This window comes from Marivita sp. (assembly GCF_017643905.1).
Lineage (GTDB): Bacteria > Pseudomonadota > Alphaproteobacteria > Rhodobacterales > Rhodobacteraceae > Marivita.
On record NZ_JAEPMO010000081.1, the window covers coordinates 1 to 20,949 of the forward strand.

General features: G+C 58.8%; 20 protein-coding genes and 1 pseudogene. 8 read left to right on the top strand and 13 right to left on the bottom strand.

Annotated elements, in window-relative coordinates; translation table 11 throughout:
• Window positions 1-247: pseudogene (locus JJ869_RS13700) on the top strand (IS1634 family transposase); the annotation flags it as partial.
• Between the two features lie 45 nt (window positions 248-292).
• Here the strand turns inward: JJ869_RS13700 and JJ869_RS13705 are convergent.
• Together JJ869_RS13705 and JJ869_RS13710 are read right to left on the bottom strand one after the other, a co-directional pair.
• Complete coding sequence (locus tag JJ869_RS13705) at window positions 293-616, bottom strand: hypothetical protein (protein WP_292267916.1); 324 nt, start codon at window positions 614-616, stop codon at window positions 293-295.
• Between the two features lie 145 nt (window positions 617-761).
• A complete protein-coding gene (locus JJ869_RS13710; protein ID WP_292267918.1) occupies window positions 762-2,642 on the bottom strand; it encodes an acyl-CoA synthetase in 1,881 nt (626 codons plus the stop codon).
• A gap of 290 nt (window positions 2,643-2,932) precedes the next feature.
• Between JJ869_RS13710 and ugpC the strand changes: the two genes are divergently transcribed.
• From ugpC to JJ869_RS13730, 4 genes are all read left to right on the top strand, one after another.
• Window positions 2,933-3,985, top strand: coding sequence for a sn-glycerol-3-phosphate ABC transporter ATP-binding protein UgpC (ugpC, locus tag JJ869_RS13715; RefSeq protein WP_292267919.1), 1,053 nt, complete (start codon window positions 2,933-2,935; stop codon window positions 3,983-3,985).
• 78 nt (window positions 3,986-4,063) lie between these two features.
• On the top strand, window positions 4,064-5,305 hold the full coding sequence (locus JJ869_RS13720; protein WP_292267920.1) for an extracellular solute-binding protein: 1,242 nt from the start codon (window positions 4,064-4,066) through the stop codon (window positions 5,303-5,305).
• 76 nt (window positions 5,306-5,381) lie between these two features.
• Complete coding sequence (locus JJ869_RS13725; protein ID WP_292267922.1) at window positions 5,382-6,407, top strand: sugar ABC transporter permease; 1,026 nt, start codon at window positions 5,382-5,384, stop codon at window positions 6,405-6,407.
• A gap of 11 nt (window positions 6,408-6,418) precedes the next feature.
• Window positions 6,419-7,300: a carbohydrate ABC transporter permease gene (locus JJ869_RS13730; RefSeq protein ID WP_292267923.1), complete on the top strand. Its 882-nt coding sequence runs from the start codon at window positions 6,419-6,421 to the stop codon at window positions 7,298-7,300.
• A 121-nt stretch (window positions 7,301-7,421) separates the two neighbouring features.
• Here the strand turns inward: JJ869_RS13730 and JJ869_RS13735 are convergent, their stop codons facing one another.
• From JJ869_RS13735 to JJ869_RS13745, 3 genes are all read right to left on the bottom strand, one after another.
• Window positions 7,422-8,807 (bottom strand): FAD-linked oxidase C-terminal domain-containing protein, encoded by a 1,386-nt coding sequence (locus tag JJ869_RS13735; RefSeq protein ID WP_292267924.1) that lies wholly within the window; start codon window positions 8,805-8,807, stop codon window positions 7,422-7,424.
• 57 nt (window positions 8,808-8,864) lie between these two features.
• Window positions 8,865-9,530: an SOS response-associated peptidase gene (locus JJ869_RS13740; RefSeq protein ID WP_292267925.1), complete on the bottom strand. Its 666-nt coding sequence runs from the start codon at window positions 9,528-9,530 to the stop codon at window positions 8,865-8,867.
• Window positions 9,531-9,611: 81 nt separating this feature from the next.
• The gene (locus JJ869_RS13745; protein WP_292267926.1) at window positions 9,612-11,156 is read right to left on the bottom strand and encodes a bifunctional metallophosphatase/5'-nucleotidase; all 1,545 of its coding nucleotides are present in this window, start codon (window positions 11,154-11,156) and stop codon (window positions 9,612-9,614) included.
• 163 nt (window positions 11,157-11,319) lie between these two features.
• On the opposite strand from JJ869_RS13745, the gene JJ869_RS13750 reads away from it, so the two are divergent.
• Both JJ869_RS13750 and JJ869_RS13755 read left to right on the top strand, forming a co-directional pair.
• Window positions 11,320-11,655, top strand: coding sequence for a DUF952 domain-containing protein (locus JJ869_RS13750; protein WP_292267927.1), 336 nt, complete (start codon window positions 11,320-11,322; stop codon window positions 11,653-11,655).
• Window positions 11,652-12,698: a quinone-dependent dihydroorotate dehydrogenase gene (locus JJ869_RS13755; RefSeq protein ID WP_292267928.1), complete on the top strand. Its 1,047-nt coding sequence runs from the start codon at window positions 11,652-11,654 to the stop codon at window positions 12,696-12,698. The genes JJ869_RS13750 and JJ869_RS13755 overlap by 4 nt, the downstream gene beginning before the upstream one ends.
• 90 nt (window positions 12,699-12,788) lie before the next feature.
• On the opposite strand, the gene JJ869_RS13760 is transcribed toward JJ869_RS13755, so the two are convergent.
• The 3 genes from JJ869_RS13760 to ihfB are packed head-to-tail and all read right to left on the bottom strand — an operon-like array spanning window position 12,789 to window position 14,092.
• Entirely contained in the window at window positions 12,789-13,445 is a 657-nt protein-coding gene (locus JJ869_RS13760) for a phosphoribosylanthranilate isomerase (RefSeq protein WP_292267929.1), read from the bottom strand.
• 8 nt (window positions 13,446-13,453) lie between these two features.
• The gene (locus JJ869_RS13765) at window positions 13,454-13,804 is read right to left on the bottom strand and encodes a LapA family protein (RefSeq protein WP_292267930.1); all 351 of its coding nucleotides are present in this window, start codon (window positions 13,802-13,804) and stop codon (window positions 13,454-13,456) included.
• A 6-nt stretch (window positions 13,805-13,810) separates the two neighbouring features.
• Window positions 13,811-14,092, bottom strand: coding sequence for an integration host factor subunit beta (gene ihfB / locus JJ869_RS13770; RefSeq protein WP_292267937.1), 282 nt, complete (start codon window positions 14,090-14,092; stop codon window positions 13,811-13,813).
• Between the two features lie 312 nt (window positions 14,093-14,404).
• On the opposite strand from ihfB, the gene JJ869_RS13775 reads away from it, so the two are divergent.
• Entirely contained in the window at window positions 14,405-15,253 is an 849-nt protein-coding gene (locus JJ869_RS13775) for a fumarylacetoacetate hydrolase family protein (RefSeq protein WP_292267931.1), read from the top strand.
• Between the two features lie 188 nt (window positions 15,254-15,441).
• Here JJ869_RS13775 and JJ869_RS13780 read toward each other — a convergent pair whose 3' ends face one another.
• The 5 genes from JJ869_RS13780 to JJ869_RS13800 all read right to left on the bottom strand — a co-directional run bounded on the left by JJ869_RS13780 (window position 15,442) and on the right by JJ869_RS13800 (window position 20,783).
• On the bottom strand, window positions 15,442-17,292 hold the full coding sequence (locus tag JJ869_RS13780) for a TniQ family protein (RefSeq protein WP_292267932.1): 1,851 nt from the start codon (window positions 17,290-17,292) through the stop codon (window positions 15,442-15,444).
• Window positions 17,289-18,290 carry a TniB family NTP-binding protein gene (locus JJ869_RS13785; RefSeq protein ID WP_292267933.1) on the bottom strand — a complete coding sequence of 334 codons (1,002 nt, stop codon included), beginning with the start codon at window positions 18,288-18,290 and terminating at the stop codon, window positions 17,289-17,291. Before JJ869_RS13785 ends, JJ869_RS13780 begins: the two co-directional genes overlap by 4 nt.
• A 25-nt stretch (window positions 18,291-18,315) precedes the next feature.
• Complete coding sequence (locus JJ869_RS13790) at window positions 18,316-18,927, bottom strand: Mu transposase C-terminal domain-containing protein (RefSeq protein WP_292267934.1); 612 nt, start codon at window positions 18,925-18,927, stop codon at window positions 18,316-18,318.
• Between the two features lie 33 nt (window positions 18,928-18,960).
• Window positions 18,961-20,511, bottom strand: a complete 1,551-nt coding sequence (locus tag JJ869_RS13795; protein WP_292267935.1) for a transposase family protein — start codon at window positions 20,509-20,511, stop codon at window positions 18,961-18,963.
• Window positions 20,512-20,606: 95 nt separating this feature from the next.
• Complete coding sequence (locus JJ869_RS13800) at window positions 20,607-20,783, bottom strand: hypothetical protein (protein ID WP_292267936.1); 177 nt, start codon at window positions 20,781-20,783, stop codon at window positions 20,607-20,609.
• Between the last annotated feature and the right edge of the window lie 166 nt (window positions 20,784-20,949).

Consider the following 20,949-nt stretch of genomic DNA (forward strand, 5'->3'; position numbering starts at 1 on the left):
CCGGCTGCCCGATCGCATCCGCGCTCACGCCATGATCTGTTTCCTCGCGCTCGTCCTCTATCGCGTCATGCGCATGCGCCTGAAGGCCAAGGGTCACAGCGCAAGCCCGCGCACCGCACTCGATTTGCTCGAACGCATCCCGCGCCATACGTCCACAATTGGCGAGCGCACCCTCAACGCCCTTTCTACAATCACCCCGGAACAATTGGAGCTCTTCTACACCCTCGATATACCAAAACCCGCTTGATCCCTTCTCGGTAGTCACACAATGGCAGACCTGGCCATAACAATATCAATCACTTAGACGATTTGCTGTCGAACTTGGCAGGTCAGGCTCAAGCCCCAGTCGCTCGTCTGCCACAACTGTTGTCTGGCAATGTACGAATGTGGCCGGACCGCCCGTTTTGGTGATGCCCAAACGCAGCGGCGTGCCTGTCGCAACCGCATAAGACGGCTGTCCCCATTTGAGCGTTTCCGTCACTTGGCCAGCGTTCTGTATGGTGCTTGCCACCTCAAAGATCGCCTCCCGCAGGCGAACCAGCACAAGACGCGCAGTGTCCGGCAGCACATTCAACGCAGCTTGGATGTCGTCCAGGATTGGAGGTGCGGGTCTCATTCGGCAAGCATCGCATGCCGACATCCACTGTCGTCAAGCCGCTAAACACCCCAATTCGGCTGCCGTCTTCTTCTCTTTCCAAATACGCAAAACGCGCGCCGAAGGCGCGCGCCCGTCGGATCGGCAAAGCCGTTCCGAAACCGCCTCAGGCCGCAGCCTCCCACCGGTTCGCAAAGTTACCCAGCACGTGGCCCACATCCTCGGACGCCGCCCCGTGCAAATCCACCTGCGCCACCAGCCCAAGGGTCTTGTCGTCCACCACCGAGACCACACGCGCCGGGCAACCGGCCTCGTCCAATGCGGCGTTGAACACCCGCGTGATGGCATGCTTGCGCAGATCAGGCTTGAACACCTTTCCCACCGCCGTCTTGGGCAACTCGTCTAGGATCGTCATGTGCTTCGGGATGGCCGCGCGTTCATGGACATGCACCGAACAATGCTCCATGAGTTCCTGCTCCGTGACACTGGCACCATCCACCAGTTCGACAAAGGCACAGGGCAGTTCACCTGCATGCGCGTCAGGCTGACCGATGGCACCGGCAAAGGCCACGGCGGGATGCGCCAAAAGGGCTTCTTCGATCTCGGCGGGGTCGATATTGTGCCCGCCCCGAATGATCAGGTCTTTTGCCCGCCCGGTGATCCAGAGATAGCCATCCGCGTCGATCCGGCCCAGATCACCGGTGCGCAGATGAGTGCCGAAGTGGAACAGATCGGCGTTCTTGGCCTCTTCTGTATAGGTGTGTCCGGCAAAGACGCCGGGATTCGAAACACAAATCTCTCCGATCTCATCCGCGCCGCATTCCACGACGCCGCCGTTTTTCTGCGTTAGGATCTTCACATCCGTATAGGGGAAGGGAATCCCGACCGATCCGACTTTCTTTTCCCCATCCGGCGGGTTGCAGGCCACAAGACAGGTCGCCTCGGTCAGGCCATAGCCTTCGACCACGCGCACGCCGCAGGCTTTCTCGAACCGGTGGAACAGTTCCAGCGGCAGCGGAGACGAGCCGGAAAACGCCGTTTTGATGGTCGAGATATCGGCATCGACCGGACGCTGCATCATCGCGGACATGGCGGTGGGCACGGTGATCACGAAGGTGGTTTTCCAACGCTCGCACAGTTTCCAGAAATTGTCGAACACGCCTTCTCCGCGATAGCCCTGCGGCGTCGGGAATACTGTATGCGCCCCTGACACGACCGAGGCCATCAGGATCACGTGGCAGGCAAAGACGTGGAACAGAGGCAGCGGGCACATGATGCTGTCCTGCTCGGTGAACAGAAGCTTGTTGCCCAGCCACCCGTTGTAGATCATCCCGGAGTACTTGTGCTGCGCCACCTTGGGCATGCCGGTGGTGCCGCCGGTGTGGAAATACGCCGCGACCCGATCACCGGCGCTGTCCGCAAAATCCAAAGTGATGTTCTGCTTTTTCAGCTCGGCGGTGAAACTCAGCACATCGGCATGATGCCCGCCGGGGTTTTTGGGCCGCACCAAGGGAACGATCCATGACTTGGGCGGCGTGAGGTAGCGGTTCAGATCAACCTCGAGCACCGTGTGCACATTCGGCGCATGGCGGCAGGCTTCAGCCACCTTTTGGGGAACATCAGTCTTGGGAAACGCCTTGAGCGTGACAACCACCTTGGCGTTCGTTTCCCGCAGAATGGCCGCAATCTGTTCCGGTTCCAGAAGCGGGTTGATGGGATTGGAGATCCCGGCAATCGCACCGCCCAAAAGGGTGACGATGGTTTCGGTGCTGTTGGGCAGCACATAGGCGACCACGTCGGTTTCGCCGACGCCCAGCTTGCGGAACAGGTTCGCTGCCTGAACAGTGCGCGACCGCAGTTCGGACCATGTCAGCGTTTCTGCCTTGTCCTTCGGCCCTGAAAGCAACTGGAAACTGGCAGCCGGGCGATTTGGGAACGCAGCCGCCGTCTTGCTCAACTGGCCATAAAGCGTCGCCGGCACATCCCGGTCTGCCCATGGCATCTCATTCTCGATCGCGTCGCGGTCCTCGAAACTCGCAAACGTCATGGTGTCCCCTCCCTCGTGTCAGTCCACCTGCGCTCAGGCGCGTCAGGCCCTGTTGTTTAGCGGATATTTGGACAAAACAAGACAGTCCGACGCTACGACAAAGCGGTCGTGACGCTGCGTTCTTCGCTGATACTGTGCAGCGTGTCCCGTGGATCCCTCGTGATTTTGGATGCGTGCCGACCCTGTTTTGATTTTTTGCACACGTTTGCAAAGAAGTCTTGCCAAACCGTGAACCCTATGGCTTGGTGGGGTGGTCGACCGCAAATTCTATCTTTGCGCAGGGGGAAGTCATGGCGGAAATCCAGCTCAGGAACGTCAACAAACGCTGGGGCAGCTTCGTCGCCGTCGACAATTTCAACCTGACCATTGCCGACAAGGAGTTCCTTGTCCTGCTCGGCCCTTCGGGCTGCGGCAAGACCACGACCATGCGGATGATTGCGGGACTCGAAGACATCACCGAAGGCGAGATAGCCATCGACGGCAAGGTGGTGAACAATCTCGACCCCAAGGACCGGGATGTGGCGATGGTCTTTCAGTCCTACGCGCTCTACCCGAACATGAACGTCTACGAGAACATCCGCTTCCCGCTCAAGGTGCGCGGCATTGACCCTTCCACACATGACGCCAAGGTGCGCCGTGCCAGCGCCATGGTCGAGCTTGACGATTTCCTGCATCGCAAGCCTGCAGAACTGTCGGGTGGTCAACGCCAGCGCGTGGCGCTGGCCCGCGCCATCGTGCGCGAACCCAACGTGTTCCTGATGGACGAGCCGCTGTCGAACCTCGACGCCAAGTTGCGGGTCAGCACCCGCGCCCAGATCAAGAACCTGAGCCATGAACTCGCCGTCACGACGATCTACGTGACCCATGACCAGATCGAAGCGATGACCTTGGCCGACCGCGTGGTCGTCATGGAAAAGGGCATCGTTCAACAGGTTGGCAGCCCGACCGAGATTTATGACCGCCCCGCCAATATCTTCGTCGCCAGCTTCATCGGCAGCCCCGCCATGAACCTGATCGAGGGGGACAGCCATGACGGCCTCTTCACCGCCCGCGACACCCGCATTTCCGGATTGTCCGCCGCCAATGGCAAGACCACGCTGGGCTTTCGCGCCGAGGATGCCTCGCTCGCGCCCGCGGGCGACGGTCAAATCACCGCCCCGATCTACACACTCGAACTATTGGGTGATGCCACGATGATATCGGTGCGCATCGGCTCTGCCCTTGTCGCCGTCAAGGCCGACAAGACCTTTCGGGCCGAAATCGGGGAACCGGTTTCGATCCATGTCCCGCCCGAGATCTGCCACCTGTTTTCGACCGAGACAGGCCAACGCATCGACGGCTGACCGACCAGAGAGTCCCGGCTCATCCGGGAAACAGAGATGCGACCAGAACCGCGCATCCAGACACACAGGGAGACCAAAATGAACCTTAGACACATCCTGATGACAGGCTCGTTCCTTGTCGCGGCCAGTGCGACCGCGAGCCTAGCTGCCGATTGCGGCATCACCGAAGGCCGTCTGAGCATCATCGGCAACGAATTCCCGGCGATCCAGACCGTTGCGCGCAACGCGCAGGACTGTGCCGGCCTGAGCGAGGCCAAGGCCAACCTCACCGCCGACCACCAGAAGATCAACCTTGCCGGCATGCAGGGCAACCCGGCAGAGTACACCACCGCCATCGTGGCCAACTCGTCGATTGTCGCGCTGGTCAATGAAGACGTGATCCGCCCGCTGGACGATCTTGTCGCCGCTTTTGGTCAGGACATCCCGAAGAACCAGTTGATTACCATCAACGGTCAGGTGATGGCCGTGGCCTTCATGGCGAACGCACAGCACCTTGTCTACCGCAAGGACATCCTCGAACAGATCGGGATGGAGCCGCCAAAGACCTATGAAGATATGTTGGCCGCAGCCGAAAAAATCCGCGCCGAAGGCATCCTCGAATACCCACTGGGCGGCGCGTATATGGCAGGCTGGAACCTCGCGCAGGAATTCGTGAACATGTATATCGGCCATGGCGGCGAGTTCTACGAACCGGGCACCGCACAGGTCTCGATCAAAAACCCGGCCGGTGTCGCCACGCTTGAGATGCTGAAATCGCTCAGCGCCTACATGAACCCCGACTACCTGACCCACGATTCCAACGCCACCAGCGCGGAATGGGAAGCAGGCAACGTCGCTCTGATGAACATGTGGGGGTCACGGACCGGCGTGTTGATGGATGCCGAAGGCTCCACGCCAGAGGTGTACGAGAACACCACCGTTGGCGGCCCGATGACTGTTGCAGGTGGAAATTCACCCGCCTCGACCCTGTGGTGGGACGGCTGGACCATCGCCAAGAACGTCAGCGATGCAGACGCGGAAGCGACATTCAAAGCGATGAAGCACGGCATCAGCCCGGCGATCCTGAACGACGAGACCATGGGTCAGGCGGTCTGGATGATCGAAGGCTACCAGCCCGCACCCGTCAACGAAGGCGTGTTCTCGGCCATCTCGATGCAGACAACCCCCTACCCGATGTTGCCGCATCACGGACTGTTGCACACAGCCCTTGGCGACAACATTGCCGACTTCCTGCAAGGCAAGGAAAGCGCAGAGCAGGCGCTGTCGGACATCGAAGACGCCTACATGACCGCCGCGCGCGAAAAGGGCTTCGTCAACTGACACAAGCCTGACCCACGGGGGTGGTTTGGTCCGCCCCCGACCTCTCCTGTTTGCCCCAAGCTCAGGGAAAGCTCCGATGAAACACAGCGCCTTTTTCTGGTTTGTCCTGCCCTCGGCAGTCGCCATGCTGCTGTTCATCTTCTTCCCGATCGTGTCCGTGGTGGTCCAGTCGCTGCACGCGGCGCATGAGCAGGTCATCATCGAGGTGGAAAACTGCGGCCCCTTTGGCTGCACAAAGGCCACCGCCATCGACCAGGAGGCGACCGCTGCGCTGCGCGAAGAACAGCCGCTGGGTCGCTTCGCCGGTCTGGAAATCTACAAGGACCGCAACCACCTGGCGACCGCCCAGATCGGCCCGCTTTGGGAGCAAAGCACAAGTATTGGCGATTTCATTGGCAAGCTGATGAACCTGCCCTTCTACAAGGCCCTAGGCTTTACCCTGACCTTTACCTTTGTGGTCACGCCGCTGACGATCATCTTTGGCTTCATCATCGCGGTTGCCGTCAACAGCGCCGCCCGCGTCATTCGTGGCCCGCTGATCTTTTTCTCGCTGCTGCCGATGATGGTCACACCGCTGATTGGTTCGCTCATCCTGTTCTGGATGGTCGATGCGCGCGGCATCCTTGGCACAGCACTCCGCTGGCTTGCCGATGACCCGAGCCTATCCGTCAAAGCCGACACCGGACTGATGTGGGCGATGCTGATGGTCTATGGTGTCTGGCACTCTGCACCCTTCGCCTTCATCGTCTACTACGCCGGCCTGCAAACCGTGAACACCGACACGCTTGAAGCCGCCCGCATCGATGGCGCAAGCCGGTGGCAGCAGATCCGACATGTCGTTATCCCGCATCTTCTGCCGCTGACCACCTTCATCGCGCTGATGCAATTGATGGACAATTTCCGGGTGTTCGAGCCCATCGTGAGCTTCAATGCGAGCGCCCATGCGACCTCGCTCAGTTGGACGATCTACAACGATCTTGGTGGCGAGACACAGCAGCTCAGTTCCGCGGCCGCGACCTCGGTGCTGACCATCATCGGCGTGGCCATCCTGCTGTCACCGGTGTTGATCCGCACCTATCGCGACTACGGCAAAGCGGCCTGAGGAGGACGACCATGGCGAACCAGGCCCAGAAACGCCCCGCCGCCCTTCAGGCGATCCTCGTGATCATCCTCATCACATGGATGATCGCGGCCGCTTTCCCGTTCTTCTGGACACTCTGGGGGTCGTTCAAGGTCGAAGGCGATTTCTTCTCCCTGGCCGACTGGACCAATGTCCTGACCGGCGAGATGACCACCCGCGAGACCGGCGATGCCTTCACCACGCAAGGCTATTCCGGCGCTTGGGTGCAGGAAGAGTTCTGGAAAGCCGCTTGGAATTCCACGCTGGTCTGCCTCTTCGTCGTGACCATCTCGCTGACACTGGGAACGCTCGGGGGCTATGCGCTCGCACGGTCCACCTATCGCTACGCGTTCTGGTTCCTGCTGATCGCGCTCATCTTCCGCGCCATGCCACCGATCACGCTGGTCTCGGGCTACCTGCCCGTGTTCTTCCAGTGGAACATCTGGGGCTACCTGCCCACCGCCATCATCGTGCTGGTGGCGATCAACCAGCCCTTCACGCTCTGGATGCTGCATTCCTTCTTCAAGAACATCCCGCAGGATCTCGACGAATCCGCTATGGTGGACGGCTGCACCCGCTTTCAGGCCTTCCGCCATGTGATCATCCCGGTCATGTGGCCCGGCGTGATCACCACTGGGCTGTTCAGCTTCCTGCTGGCCTATAACGACTTCGCCGTGACCGCGATGATCCTCGACAAACAGAACCAGACTATGGTGCCCAAGATCGCGTCTTTCCTTGGCACAACTCAGACCAAGGGCAACGTGATGTTCGCCGTCGCCGCCGTCGTCTCGACCACCGCACCGCTGTTTCTGCTGATCATGTTCTTCCAGCGCCAGATCGTGTCTGGCCTCACAGCAGGCGCCGTGAAAGGCTGACCCTCTCAAGCTTCTCTGGTTCAGAAATACTTCGGGGGAGTCGCCCACGGGGCGACGGGGGCAGCGCCTCCGCTTTCCGTCAACGGAAAGCAAGGATGCGTCGACGCATCATCACCCGCGCTCAGTTCAACGTCACGAGCTTGCCGGGGTTCATGATATTGCCCGGATCAATCGCCCTCTTCAGCGTTGCCATCAGCGCATAAGCCGCGCCATGTTCCTGCACCAGATATTTGCGCTTGCCCGCACCAATGCCATGTTCACCGCTCACGGTGCCGCCGAATTCCAGCGCCAGGATATTGACCGCTTCGACAAGAGCCTTCGCCCGCGTCAGTTCATCCTCGCTTTCGGGATCGACAAGGATCAGCAGGTGAAAGTTGCCGTCCCCCACATGCCCGACGATCGGCGCAAGAAAACCCGACTTGGCCGCCAAATCCTTGGCCCGCATCAGACATTCGGACAAGGCTGAGATCGGCACACAGCAATCGGTGATCACTCCGTTTGCCCCCGGTCGCAGCGACCGACCCGCATAATATGCGTTGTGCCGCGCCTGCCAGAGCCGGTTGCGATCTTCGGTCTTGGTGGCCCATTGGAAATCCGACCCGCCATGGTCGTCCACGAGCGCGGAAAAACTCGCCACCTGCTCGGCCACCCCTGCCTCCGATCCGTGGAATTCGAGGAAGAGATGCGGCACTTCCGGCAACCCCATGTCTGGGTTGTAGATGTTCATACCCTTCATCTGCACTTCGTCCAGCAATTCGATCCGGGCCATCGGGATCCCCATCTGGATCGCGAGGATCACCGTGTCCACAGCACTTTCAATGTCCGGAAAGGCGCAGGTCGCCGCCGCCACATGTTCGGGCTGACCGCGCAGCTTGACCGTCAGCTTGGTGATGATGCCCAGCGTGCCTTCCGACCCGACAAAAAGATGCGTCAGGTCATATCCCGTCGAGGACTTCCGCGCCCGGCTGCCAGTTTCGATGATCTGCCCATCCGGCAAGACCACTTCCAACGCCAGCACATTGTCTGCCATCGTGCCATAGCGCACTGTGTTGGTGCCAGACGCCCGCGTCGCCGCCATACCGCCCAAGGTGGCATCAGCGCCCGGGTCCACGGTGAACATGAGCCCGGTCGCGCGCAGCGCCTCGTTCAATTGCACCCGCGTCACGCCCGGTTCCACCACCGCGTCAAGATCGCTTTCGTTGATCCGAAGCACCTTGTTCATCCGGCTCGTATCGACGGTGATCCCGCCATGAATGGGTACTATATGTCCTTCAAGCGACGATCCGATCCCATACGGGATCACCGGACATCCGTACTGGGAACAGGTCTTGAGGATCTGGGACACCTCATCCGTGGTCTCGGGGAACGCAACCGCGTCAGGCAAAACAGGTCGCGTATAGGCCTCGTCATGGCTGTGCTGATCCAGGATGGACGGCCCCGTGGACAGGCGGTCTCCCAAGAGTTCGCGCAAAGCTGCAAGGGTTGCTTCGATATTGGCGTTGGACATGTGGACCTCCCAGATCGGCGCCACGCTACTGCGTCCTCGCGGCGGGGAAAACCCTGTTCAACCCTCTATCGGTTCAATCAATTCACGTCCCGAAGCACGGTTCGAATTCACGCGCCGATCAACACGGTAGAAGTCCATCGCATCCTCGGGGACCGCCTGCATCAAAGTCGCCGCCCCATGCCCCGCCTCGCCCAGCCAAAGCGCCCAGTCCTCGGGGCGCAGCGTCACGGGCTGGCGATGATGAATGGCCGACATCCGCTCATTTGCGCCGGTCGTGACGATGGCGCAGGTGCGATGTGCGACGCCATCGCGCTCCCAATCCTGCCAGACCCCGGCAAAGACCAAAAGTTCGGCATCGGCCGGATGAATGTACCACGGCAGGCGGTTTCCATCTTCATCTTTGGTCCATTCAAAAAACCCGGTCGCCGGGATCAGACAGCGCCGCTCGCGGCAGGCAGCTTTGAAGGCGGGCTTTTCCGCGATTGTCTCGGCCCGCGCATTGATCAGCAGCGGTCCTCCGTTTTCCGTCTTGTACCAATGCGGCAGAAACCCCCAGCGCATCGCAACGAGCCGCCTTTGCCCTTCAAGCACATGCACCGCGTGGACAAGGTTCGTCGGACAGATGTTGTAATTGGGAAGGTCGGGCAACGCGTTCGACGGCACCGCATCAAACAGCTGCGCCATCGCATCATGCGGCAGGGTCAGGGCGAAACGTCCACACATGGTCGGTGTGGGCCGGACACAAGGGCCCGGCCCCTCCCGGTCTTACTTGTTCACGGTGATCCGACCATCCGTGTAGGGCTGCTACGGCCCCACCTTGGCGAGGAATTCCGCTGTGACGTCTGCCAGATCGGGACCGTAGTCATAGGCATTCATCGCGTCGCGGAACATCCGGTAGCCATCACCACCGTTGCGAACATAGTTGTTGGACACCTCACCATAGGAGGCCTCTGGGTCAAGCGGAGCATCGCCCACCATGACGTTGGAGATGCGGCTGCCCGGAGCCTGCGTCAGATCGACGGTAAAGCTCATGCCCGCCACCTGCGGGAAACGGCCTGCGCCCTCTTCGACCTGGCTTACTCCGTTCTCAAGCGCTGCAAGGATCTGCGCACCCGTCACCTCGAAGGTCGACAGCGTGTTCTGGAACGGCAGCACAGTGAGAACCTCACCCATGGTGACCTCGCCCGCGTCAATGGAGGCACGCAGACCACCCCCGTTCTGAATGGCGATCTGGACGCCCTGATCCTTCACACGGTCGAGCATCGCGTCGGCCACAAGGTTGCCCATCGGGCATTCCATCGCGCGGCAGACATCGCGGCTGCCTTCGATGGCCTCTGCCGCCTCGGCGACAACGCGGGTCTTCATCTCTTCGATGGGGCCAGCCAGTTCGGCCACGCGAGCAACGATTTCGGCGTCTTCCTCAACCGACGCGTCCAGCAGGATCGTGTCACCCGACGCATAGGTCAGGTTACCTTCATCGTCGAAGTTCAGAACCAGATGGCCGACATATTTGGAATAGGCATAGGCCTGCACCACGGGCACCAATGTGCCGTCTTCCTGGCTGGCAAAGGTCGGGTAGGCACCCTGACGGTCAGGATCGGTTGCGGACAAGTAAGTGTGGCTGTGGCCGCCCACAACGGCATCCAGTCCTGGAACCGCTGCAGCAATCTCAAGGTCCTTCGGCAAGCCAACATGTGTCAGCGCGATGATCTTATTCACACCTTCTGCGGTCAAGGTCTCGACATCCGCCGCGATGCTGTCGATCTCGTCCTGAAAGATCACGGCTTCCGAAGGCGACGAGGTTTCCACGGTGTCGGTCGCCAGCGCGGACACGATTCCAATCTTCTGACCGCCCACTTCGAGCACCACGTGGTTCTGAACCTTCTCGGCCAGAATGTTCGACCGGCTCACATCGAGGTTGCCGGAAATGACCGGGAAGGACACGTTGTCGATCAGCTTGAGCAGACCTTCATCGCCATCGTCGAATTCGTGGTTGCCGACAGCCATAACGTCGAACCCGATCTTCTCCATCATCTCGGCTTCGACATCACCCTTATAAGTCGTGTACATGAGCGAGCCCTGATACTGGTCGCCCGCATCCACCACGATCACATTCTGCCCGTCGAGTTCGGCGCGCAACTGGTCGATCATCGTCTTGACCCGCGCGACGCCGCCAAAGCATTTGCCCTCGGCATTATCCTCGGCGGAACAGGTGGAATCGAAACGGTTGATCGGTTCAATACGGCTGTGCAAATCGTTGATGTGAATAACGTGGAGCGTGTAATCGGCCTGTGCCACACCAGCGGTCAACGCCAATGCTGCGGCACTTGAAAGAAGTCGATAAGACATGTGAGTCCCCTCTGTCGGTTTGTTATGGTGCAATCGTGCATCGCCTTGCGGGGGGAGTCAAAACTTACCCTAGGGACACATGCGCATTTGCCGATACCGCGCAAAGCGAACGGGCAAATGACAGTGCTTGACGCGAGGGCCCGCAAACGGCACATCCATTCGCATGATCTATAAAATCCTCCTCACTGACGAATGGCTCGCCCTGCAGGCCGATGGCGAAACCTCCGGCGCGCCGATAGACGTGACCGACGGCTATGTGCATTTCTCGACCGCCGAACAGGTGCGTGAAACAGCGGTCAAGCATTTCGCCGGTCGGGATGGGTTGATGCTTCTGGCCTATGACGAAACCGCGATGGCAGGCGACCTGCGCTGGGAACCCTCACGCGGCGGCGCATTGTTCCCGCATCTCTACGGGCCGCTCCGATTGGCAGATGTGGTCTGGGCCAAGCCCCTGCCTTGCAACGGCGAATGGCATGAATTTCCGGACGATCTTGCATGAGCCTGCTGGAACAGGCCGGGCTGCGCCTTCTGCACCGGTTCGACCCTGAAACCGCCCATGGCATGGCGTTGACCGCGCTGCGGCTCGGCCTCTCGCCAACCGCAGGAACGGTGACGAGCACGCGGCTGCGCACAAGTCTCGCCGGTATGGCGCTTGCCAACCCGGTCGGTCTTGCCGCTGGATTCGACAAGAACGCAACCGCGCTGCGGCCCCTGTCCCGTGCCGGGTTTGGCTTCATCGAGGTCGGCGCCGCAACCCCGCGCCCACAGCCCGGCAATCCGAAACCGCGCCTCTTCCGCCTGTCCGAAGACCGCGCGGTGATCAACCGCTTCGGGTTCAACAATGACGGCATGCAGGCCATTGCCGCCCGTCTGAGCGAACGCCCGCGCAACACCATCATCGGTCTCAATCTCGGCGCCAACAAGAATAGCGAGAACCGCGCCGCCGATTTCGCCACCGTGCTGGCCACTTGCGCGGCGCATCTGGACTTTGCGACGGTGAATGTCAGCTCGCCCAATACCGAGAAACTGCGCGATCTGCAGGGCAAGGACGCACTGTCCGCGCTGCTGGCCGGGGTCATGTCCACCAACGCGGCGCTGGACCGTCCGATACCGATCTTCCTCAAGATCGCGCCCGATCTGACGGATGGGGAAATTGCGGATGTGGCCGAGGTGGCATTGACCTCGGGCATCGACGGCCTGATCGCGACAAACACGACGCTTGACCGCTACGGGCTGACCTCCAGACATCGCGACGAAAAAGGTGGATTGTCCGGCCAGCCGCTGTTCGAGAAATCCACCCGCGTGCTTGCCCAGCTCTACCGCGCCACTGAAGGAAAGCTGCCCATCATCGGAGTGGGCGGCGTTGCCTCTGCAAAAGACGCCTATGACAAGATCAAGGCCGGGGCGTCGGCCGTGCAGCTTTATTCGGCACTGGTCTATCACGGTTTGGGTCTTGTGCCACAGATCGCCGAGGGACTTGATGCGCTTCTCAAACGTGATGGCTATGCAACTGTCGCCGAAGCCGTCGGCACAGGCGCCTGATCTTTCGTCTTCTCTGGTTTGAAAACACTTCGGGGTCTGGGGCAGCGCCCCAGATTTTCCGTTTTTCGGAAAATCCCTATTCCCGACCTGCTAGAGCCGCACGGGCATGCGCGTTGCCGCGATGAAATCCCGGATAAAGCCGGCATCCTTGACGCCGGGTGCAGATTCCACCCCGGACGACACATCCACCTGATGGGTCCCGGTCAACGCAATCGCCTCGGCGACGTTATCCGGCGTCAAACCTCCCGCCAGCAACCAAGGTTTGGGCCAACGGCGTGCCGAGATCAGCCGCCAGTCGAAGGACACACCATTGCCTCCCGGCAGCACCGCGTTTTTGGGTGGTTTTGCATCAACAAGGATCTGGTCCGCCACCTCGGCATAAAGGTCCAATGCGGCCACATCCTCTTCATCTGCCACACCCACGGCCTTGATGATCGGCAGACCATATCGCGCCCGAACCTCGCTCACGCGTTTCGGGCTTTCGCTGCCGTGCAATTGAATGAAATCCAATGGGACCTGCGCCATGAGATCATCCAGAAACCCATCCTCGGCGTTCACCACAAGACCAACCTTGGCAAGCCCGATCGGCGCTTCGACCGCAAGATCACGGGCGGCCTCGAATGAAAGGTAGCGGGGGCTTTTGGGAAAGAAGTTCAGACCGATATAGGTCGCACCTGCCGTCGCACAGGCATGCACGTCTTCAGGCCGGGTCAGCCCGCAGATTTTTGTCCGAATACCTGGGGTCATCGACCGGCTCAGCTCGCCTCGTCGAGAAGCGCCAGAACCTCGTCCTTGTCCTTGTCACGCTCCGCCTTGGTCCGGCGCAGTTCGCGCTCAAGCCGCTTGACCTCTGTCTGGCGCTGAGAGGCGGCCGCACGGTGCTTGTGCTCACGCAGCCATTCCCAGACGAACCCGATCAGCAGGCCGGCAATAATGCTCCCGAAGATCACGATGAACATCGGCAGTTCGATGGATCGGTTCATCCCCGCCATTTCGGACAGTCCCGAAGGCAGAAGCTGCAGCATCACCATGCCACGGTTGGCGAGTGCGACGGACACCAGCACAATGGCCAGTGCCGCGAGAAATGCATAGCGGATGTATCGCATCAGTCCTTACTTTCCGTTCAATCTGTCCCGAAGCAACTTGCCAGTCTTGAAAAACGGCACGTGCTTTTCTTCCACTTCAACCGCCTCGCCGGTGCGCGGGTTCCGTCCAGTGCGGGAATCGCGCTTCTTGACCGAGAAAGCGCCAAAGCCGCGCAGTTCGACCCGGTCGCCCCGCGCCATCGCGTCGATGATCTCTTCAAAAATGGTATTCACGATCCGTTCGACATCACGCTGGTACAAATGCGGATTGTCATCGGCAATCTTTTGAATCAACTCAGACCGTATCATCGTCATACATCCCTCTGGTCGCACGCCCATTCCGTGCTGTTCTTTGGCGCGAGTATACGCAGGACATGCCAAGACGGAAACCATGGCGTTGACGGGTTTGGCAGAAAGTTCAGCCAAATTAAGCGGTTCAAAGCCACCTCGCGCGGTGGAATCGGAAAAAACCTGCATTCGACACGCATGTGTCTGTATTGAAGTCACATTACGATTCGCTCCATTGACCGGGATCGGACCGCCACCTTTTTGCGGAGATCTCTGGACTTCCGACCCCATCGCTGGCTCTGTGCGGGCAGACAAATTTGGAGAGGACATCAGATGAAGTTGCTGCGTTTCGGAGAGCTTGGTGCAGAGAAACCCGGACTTCTGGATGCAGACGGACAGATCCGCGACCTGTCCAGCCGGATCAATGACATCACAGGGGCGACCTTGTCTCCGGCAGCGCTCGAAAACATGCGCAGCCTTGATCCAAACGACCTTCCCGTTGTCGCCGGTCAGCCCCGGATCGGCGCATGCGTCGGCGCGGTCGGCAAGCTGATCGCGATCGGTCTCAACTATGCAGACCACGCGGCAGAAGCGAATATGGCGCTGCCCGAGGAACCGATCGTGTTCTTCAAAGCGACCTCTTCGATCTGCGGCCCGAATGACGCGGTTGAAATCCCGCGCGGATCGACCAAGACCGACTGGGAAGTGGAACTGGGCGTGGTCATCGGCACCCGCGCGAAATACGTGTCCGAGGCGGATGCTCTCTCACATGTCGCGGGCTATTGCATCCTCAACGACGTGAGCGAACGCGACTTCCAGCTTCACCGCTCGGGTCAGTGGGTCAAAGGCAAATCACACGACACCTTCGCGCCCATGGGCCCATGGCTCGTCACGGCAGACGAAGTGCCCGATCCGCAGAACCTTGCCATGTCGCTTTCGGTCAACGGTCAGAGCATGCAGGATGGCTCGACCCGCACGATGCATTTCTCGGTCGCCACCGTGATCTCGCACCTTTCGCAGTTCATGACGCTCTATCCGGGAGACGTGATCGCCACCGGAACGCCTCCGGGTGTGGGCATGGGGCAAAAGCCGCAGGTCTACCTGCGCGAGGGCGACGAAATGGTCATCAGCATCGAAGGCTTGGGCGAACAGCGCCAGATCTGCATTGCAGCACGCGACTGAGGCGGGTGAGAAACCAAGGGGTAAGTTTCCATCGTTTGCTCCAAACTCCTTTAAAATATAGGATTTCTGTAAACGCCGATACGAGTATACTTCCATTCGACAAGGTCTATATTTTCCATAAATTCTTGTAAAAAAACAAAAAAAGCCGCCCGAAGGCGGCTGTTTGATCAAGTTGATGCGGTGTCACGTCATTGGAGACGGCAGTTTTCCCGCCGGTACCAGATGCGCCCCAGTTCGTACTTCGGGGCAACCGGTTCGATTCCGCGACCGTCCATCTTCATTTTCATCACCTTGGTCGAGAAGTGCTCCGTCTGTGCGATCTCCGTCAGGGAAATATGCTCCTTCCGAAACTGAAGCAGCTCCTCTAAAGCAAAGAGCCGAATGCGTTTGCCCTTCGAGTTCTCCACGAAGTGCTCGGTAACATATGCCGCCCCGCACGGTTTGCGCATCCGAGCCAACGCGGACAGCCCGTGAGGGGGCATTCCAATGATCCGGGCCGCTTCCTCAAGCTCCACACGTCCTTCCGCCTTTTCGCGGGTCAGAACTGCACGCACTTCTGTGGGATCAATCAAGATGCCTTTGAACTTCAAATCAGGATCAACAACTTCGACCGTCTCGAACACGCCGCCAAGGAGACCACGAACGATATCGATAACCGGCCAGCGCGCAGCTTCCGCTGCTGACACAATATCCATGACACCGTCGGACGGTACCTGGACCCTTACCGCACGTGCCGTCAGCTTTTTCAGAAAGGTGTCGGCATCCTCTAACGCCACGTTCTTCAAAACACCTGTCAGATTGCCATCATTCTGGACCAGGCTTGGGATGATCCCAGTGCGTGTCAGTTGTTCGGCCTGAACTCGATTGCAATTGAGATAGTTTGGCAGATGCTTAATCGGGATTGAGTTGCGGATACGCGACATCAGCGCTTCGCCCATCTCCGCGTCAAAAACGCGAGTTCCCGACACCTTTTCTGGATCGCCGCGCATGACACCCGCCAAAACCATAGCGCGATTTACGGTCTTGGAATGTTGGCCGGTTTTTCGGGCCAGGGAATGGGCAGTATGCACTCGTTGACGTTCGACAGGCCGGCCCAAGAGTTCCGTGCCTTTCGCAATGGCAAAGTGGTCCAAAATGAAATCACGAACAACTTCGCGGATTGGGCCAAACGGTTTGTCGTTCTTGCTGAACTGCAGCCATTGATAAAGTCGACCAAGAACCTGTTGCGGTCCCCCATTGATCTCTTTGGATGTAAAATCTTGGTACGCAAGGTCGAGCGCTTCCCGGATGCCCTGCTCTCCGCGAGAAGCATAGCCAAAGCCCAAATGCCCGGCCTTTGCCCACTGCGCGGAGGTGATTTTTCGAAGGTTGACGTGGGTTCCAACGGACAGGATAACTCCAAGCATCTCGCATGCGCGTGCCGCGAGATCGATGGGCTGACAATCGAGCCATTCAGGCCCCTTTTCACCTCGAAGTCGCGACAGCACCCAATCCGACAGACCAGAAATCGGAAGATGCATGGCACTATCTACCATATGCTGCAACTCTTCATCATTTGGCGCCACCTCATCCATGAGTTGGAACTTTTCTGAGTGGCTGGTGTTGCCGCGGCGATGCAACACAAGCCCGTATTTGGGACACTGCCGAACCGGCTCGATCTGCCAAATAGATCGCCCCACGCGCCGACGTTGAGACGCACTACCGCACTGCCCGTCTTCCAGAAGACATGCCGGACAGAAACTGGTCGCGTTCAGATTGCCAAATTCCGCATGAACGATTTGACCGCGAAAGCTGCGCATGCGTGCGCCCTCGCGCAGAAATGTCATCGATTTCAGATGGTCTACTGACGTTCCCGTTAAACGCGCAATCCGATCAAGGGCCTCGTCATCCGGATACAAAACGCTCTGCTGGGACAGCTCGATGCTGGACAGGAACTCACGCACACCAATTCCAAAATGAAAGGCTGCGACCCGGTTGAGGAAAGACGTGAGGCTCTCGTCTTCAAGAGGGGACAGGACAGGCAATAATGTCATGATCATGCAGCCTTTTTGCGCCCGCGGGTTTTCTTTCCGGGCGTCTCGGACGGCATCTGGCGCCAGGCGTCGAGGCCAATATCAATCGATGTGAAGTCCTCCTGCCAGAACACGTTATGGGTAATCTCACATCCTTCCCGACGCGCCCACGCGGAAGCGAAATGATCCACGGTCAGTGCTTCACTGCCTTCCAAGAGAGCCACTTCGATTGCCTCGACCAAGTTCACGATAACCCGCCCGAACCGATAGCGCGCACCGTAGATCAATCGATTGATCACGTCGGCCTCAATGTTCACGCGCAGCCCTGCCAATTTGGCATAGCTTTCAACAAGCATCATGACCATTTCATTGTCTGAGCCGAATGCGAGGTCCGTGGGCCGGATCTTCAGGAACCGACGGTCGACCTGAGGATCAATGCCAGTCATCTCCCCAAGCCGCTCTGTTCCGCTAAGGATCAGAACAACCGGGTTCTCGCCCTGCATGAGCCCCTTCAACATCCGGAACACTGTGTCCGTCTCTGCTGCCGTGGTCGATCGAAAGAGGTCCTGCGCCTCATCGATCCAAACAAGGCTGATGCCCATGATCTGAAGACGTGTTCTGACCATATTCCAGATGTCATAGACCTTGGTCCGATCAGACACATGATCGATGCCAAGCTGGCGCAAAAACGTGGCACCGACACTTCGCAAAGTGGCTGGTGCTTCGACCTTGACATATACCCGGCGAGACGCGCCAGTCGCCGGATTTTCAGCAAGAGGGGCGAAGTCTTCCAAGACTTTGAAGATGGCGGTGGTCTTCCCACCCCCGGCTCCCTCGATGAGAGTAATGCCATTCGTCTCTTGACCTGCCGTGAAGCGGACGGGCTCAGCTGTCATCATGCCATCCTCTCCAACTTCGAAAAGACTGTGCAGGGCGGCTTGAAGCTCTTGATCCCGTTCGGTCTGGACGTGGCGGTTACGCAGTTTGCGCATGATTTGGGCAATCTCGGTCGTGGGATGTGTCATTTCATTCTCCTAGATTTCTGGGGTTTCAGTCGACGATGTTCCATTTGCGTTGTGCAGGCGCTTGCTTCGGCGCATTCTCAAGGGCGTCTTTGGCCTTTGATGGACGCTCCGGCTTGCTGGGCGTGATCGACTTGCCGTAGCCATCGTCAGTTTGGCTGGTCTTTTCCCGGTTCTTGATGATTTCAAAAGTCGACTTCGCATGCGCGGTTTGCTCTGCGAGTGCCTCGGCAGTCCATCCGTGATCCATGATGTGATACGCCGCCATGCGATCAGCATTGATCGCGCGGATGTCTGCCAAAGCCTTTGCGACGACATCTTCTTCCCAAGCTTTGCGCTTGCGGTCCTTTGCTGCAAGCGCACGGCGGGTGGCTGCCCAAGTGGTGGCATCTACATCCTGAACGACGGAAGACAAGGATGGGATCTCGTACCATCGGCCATCGAGATTGACCTCGATTGATCCGATGTTCTCATCGAACCAGCGAACCTCCACGATCTTATCACCGTTCGCCAGGAACCATTCCGCAAGGGTTTCGGATTGATACCGGACGTTCATCACGACGATGCCGTCCTTACGCACGTGCCGTTTGGTCGGCAGTCCAAGTGCGATCCGCTTCTTCCGGAGCGAAGGCGCCGGCATCAAAGGATAATTGCCTTCAGCGAGATCTGTTTCTCATTGCTGCAAGGGCGTGCGACCACCGAGCCCCTGATGGGGCGTGTTGTGATACACATCTACAATGTATCGAACCAGTACATTGGCCAGTGTATCCACACTGTGGCAGGTTCGTTTCTCCGCAGGATGCTTTGCACGTTCGACCACGTTTCCAAACGTTCGTCCAGACAGCCGCGGGAACAGGCCGACTGAGAGCGTGTTAAAGATTCCCTCGACCTGGGACCGCATGGAGGCCATACCCGCAATTGTCTGAACCTTTTGGGTGCCCAGATCAGCGCAGGCATCGGTGACCAAGGCCGACGCCAAACCGCTGCCGTTGTCGACGAAAATCGATTCCGGAGTGCCGAACATCGACCACGGCGCGAGCGCACCGACTTTATCCGCAAACTGCCCCTTATCGCTGACGATCATGCGCAGGCATTTGAGCGTCCCCACAGAATTGGGATTGGCGGTCAGTACCATGCCCAGAATGCACCGTGTCCGGCAATCGATCGCCATGATCAGCCACCAACGACGCTTCTTGTCGCCGAGACCAAGCCGCTCCCGATCTTCAGGCGCAAACATCGCAAGGAGCCCGCTCTTTGCGAGAAGTGTCAGCAGGTCAATCTTGCATTCATCCATCTCGACACGCTCAAGAGGGCGCGAAACCTGCACTCCCATGCTGGTGGGACGCATGCGATTCATGGCCTCCTGCTGGCCAAATCGTGCAACAAGAACATGGAACTTGTTCATGCGCTTGATGAACTTGCGCACAGCTTCATTGCTGGGTACCCGCAGTGGGGCTTCGCCGTTTTCAGCCCGTGCCTTGTTAACCGCCGCAAACTCGACCTTCACATGTTCAGCAACGATCTTGATCGTTTTAAGCTGAAGCGTCAGGTACTCCTCGTTGATGACTTTCGCCATCAGACCGATTTCTTCCGCAGTGAAGAAACTGTTGACGTTGCCGCGGTTCTTGCAATTGTCCACGAGGGCACGCTTTCCGCCATTGCGATAGGCAGACACCCATGTGCGAAGTTGCCGAGCTGATACGCTATCAGGAAATGCAACGGTGTTTTTGCTTTGGGGCTTTCGCCCCGTGCCTGCTTTCCAATCGCGCAGCTTGGCTTTGTATTCCAGATCGAACTCCGCGAGGAGTTCGGCTGCGGCATCTCGGATCTGAGGCATCGCCTCGGCAATCTGCTCGTCGATAGCCTTGAACACTCCGCGTGCGTAGAGGTCCTCATAGGCCAGCACCATTGCTTCCCGCATGTTCGCGCGCTGTCTGGTTTTTGGATCCAGACCAGCCATGGTCGTATCGAAATCGCACTGGAACGTTTTCGGGCGCATTTCCTGCGGAAGAAGTCCGTAAGGCACCATCTCGATCTTACCGGCACCATTCATCCGGTTCAGGGTGCCGACATCATAGGTCACCTTGCGGTAAGGATCTGCGATACCAGCAAAGGTCACAGTCCCATTGGACTGATAGGCGAAGCTCCATTCATAGTCGTCCATCTTATAAAGATGGAGCTTATCGATATCGAAGGTCAGCAGGATACGGTCGGCAGTGGTCATCATTGTTTGTCCAATCTTGGTTGGTAAGAGGCATAGGAAGGCCAGTCCCGGGCGATGCATTCGCTCGGGTCAGGCAATTTTCTGAATTCGAAGGATCAGCAGTCGGTGCGGATCACGATCGACTGCGGGTTGATGATTTCATGGGCGATGCAGCGCAGTTCCCCCTTGCGCATCAGGTGTAGAAGCGCACGGTAGACTTGCGCATCGGCACCTGCATCGAGGGTCAAATCCCGCAGGGATTTGCCGCCCCCGTCAGGTAGATCAGCAACCACTTTGCGAGCTTCTGCCAAGGCAGCTGGGAGTTATGGCTGAATCTGGTGTCTGGGCGGTTTGAATGACGGCGGTGCATCTGGTTGGTTTGTTGTTGCGACACAAGCCACCATCCAAAGGAGCACCACCATCATGGACGACGCTACCATCATCGATTTTGCGGGTCGA